Annotated in this window: 2 protein-coding genes; both read left to right on the top strand. The window is 55.4% G+C overall.

Annotated features, from left to right (window positions below; genetic code table 11):
* On the top strand, positions 1–363 hold a 363-nt coding region (locus tag ACR0ID_RS20300), incomplete at its 5' end, for an ATP-binding protein (RefSeq protein WP_480608387.1).
* A 346-nt stretch (positions 364–709) separates the two neighbouring features.
* A complete protein-coding gene (locus ACR0ID_RS20295; RefSeq protein WP_480478617.1) occupies positions 710–2,518 on the top strand; it encodes a TPR end-of-group domain-containing protein in 1,809 nt (602 codons plus the stop codon).
* Positions 2,519–2,626 lie beyond the last annotated feature (108 nt).

Genomic DNA, 2,626 nt, shown 5'->3' with positions numbered 1-2,626 from the left:
CGCGACGCATTGAATTTGAAAGGCATCACAGCATCCCGCAGTCAAATCAAAGGACCAGCTACGCATCGGAAACGATTTGTGCAACACGCTCCAGCACAGGACCTGCTGATCATCGGCGAACTTGGTTTTGTGTCGTTGTCAAAGACCGGGGCGGAATTGCTGTTCGAGGTCATCAGCCAACGCTATGAGCGCGGCTCGATCCTGATCACCTCGAACCTGCCCTTCGATGAATGGACCGAAACATTCGGATCGGAGCGCCTCACTGGTGCCTTGCTCGACCGGCTGACCCACCACGTCAGCATTCTGGAGATGAACGGAGAAAGCTATCGCCTGGCACAGAGCAGGGCCCGGCAGAACTCCTAAGGCACAGAAGAGATTGGTCCTGACGGACCAAGACGCCTTGGCAACCGCCAGCTATTTGGGGGCGCGTTTGCCAAGGCGCCGGTCACCCAAACAGTGGACGACTTTTGCTCCGCCCAATGGCAGACTTTCTCACCGCCGTTGACACAGCGAATGTCTCCTCTGACGGGCTGCACCACCACCGAGGTCGGCTATTGAGCCCAATTGGGACCGTGCAAATAAGGTTTTCCTGACATTTTTCTTCTGGTTCTGGACCGATTGCGCTCTGCAAATTAGGCTCCGCTTTGTATGGATGCCAAGCATAGGAAATTGATCGGAGTCATAAGTGGAACGACGGCTGTCAGCAATCATGGTAACTGACGTGGTTGGCTTTAGCCGCCTGATGCGGGCCAATGAGATTGCCACGCTGCAGGCTTTGAAGAGTCACCTCGACGATGTAGTCGAAGGCCAAGTTAGGGAGCATGCCGGGCGGGTCGTCAAAAGTACCGGCGATGGCTTCATTGCCGAGTTTCCGAGCGTCGTCAACGCAGCAACCTGTGGTGCCGAAATACAATCTCGTATGCGCACCCGCAATCTTGACATTCCCATCGACAGGCGGATTGAGTTCCGGATTGGCATTAATGTCGGAGACATCATTCATGATGGCGATGATGTCTTCGGCGATGGCGTCAATATTGCAGCCAGGATCGAATCTTTGGCACGCCCCGGTGGCATAGCTGTGAGCGCGCCTACGCGTGCTCAGATCAGCGTGGATTCAGGGCTTCGCTTCGAAGATGGTGGGGAACATATCTTAAAGAACATCGATCAGCCTTTACAGGTGTTTCATCTAGCCAGCAGCGGCGCACAGGAGCTTCCAGCAGATGCACCGCTGCAACGCAACAAATCAGTTGCGGTGCTGCCACTGATCAATCTGAGCGAAGACCGGGAACAGGACTATTTTGCCGACGGGATCACGGAAGACCTGATCGTGGATTTGTCAAAGATTTCCGCCTTGTTCGTGGTCGGGCGCAATGCTGTGTTTGCCTACAAGGGCAAATCGGGCAACTCCTCGCAGATAGCACGCGAACTGGGCGTACGATACCTGCTTGAAGGCAGTGTGAGACGCGCTGGCAAACGCGTGCGCGTGACGGCGCAGCTGATTGACGGCACGACGGGGGGGCATGTCTGGGCTGACCGTTACGACCGCGACCTGGAAGACATTTTCGAGGTGCAGGACGAAATCACGCGAACTATCGTCGATCAGTTGCGCATCGAGCTGAATGTGTCGGAAGAACGTTCCATCGCTGCGGCTCCAACTCGCGATGTCGACGCCTATAGCTACTACCTGAAGGGCAGACACTTCTACCATCTGCGGATGCATGACTACATGGCGCGCGCGCGCGCCATGTTTGAGGAAGCTGTAAAGCTCGACCCCACATTTGCGCGCGCCTATGCGGGCATCGCGGACTGCGACTCCTGGTCAACAAGTTGGTTGGGCGCAGGCATCGATCGCGACGCGATACTTGCCTCAGCCGAAAAGGCCATCGAACTTGAACCGAACCTAGCCGAAGCGCATGCTGCCAAGGGGCAGGCCCTGTTGGGAGCGGGGCAGGAAAGCGCAGCGCGTGCTTCGATGGAACATGCGCTTACTGTCGATCCGTTGTGTTATGAGGCACATTACTACTACGCGCGTTACTGCTGGACATCCGGAGACACTGAGAAAGCCAAACTCCACTTCATCCGCGCGCTTGAAATTCGGCCAGATGATTACCGCTCACCACTACTCCTTAACATGATCCTGACTAGGTTAGGTGAAAAGAAGACAGGGAGGGATTATGTCGATCTAGGCTTGCGCAGGGCAGAAATTGCCGCCGATCTGTATCCTGACAATCCTGACCCGCTCGAACTTGGCGCGTCGATACTCGCCCAGCGAGGCGAGTTTGACCGCGCGCGGGAATGGTTGGACCGCGCATTGCGAATACGGGGCGGAAGTGACGGTGGTAGTTTCAACATTGCTTGTGTCTATTCGCTTTTGGGCGATACGGATCTGGCTCTGAATGTGCTCGAACGTACTGCCAAAGATGCAGGACCTGACGTGCTTCAATGGCTATCGGTCGATCCGGATCTTGATGCGATCCGCGACCATCCCCGCTTCAGGGAGTTGATAAAACAAGACTAGCCTACATGAGAAACTTACGGTATTGCCAAGTTGTCTGGCATTTCGACGACGACTAAATGCAATGAATGAACATTCCATCCAGCATGCCGCGTCTGAAGGGCTTTCGCT

The organism is Ruegeria sp. AL2 (genome assembly GCF_056540845.1).
Note: the sequence above shows the minus strand (reverse complement) of the source record. Positions and strands in the feature narration are given on the sequence as shown.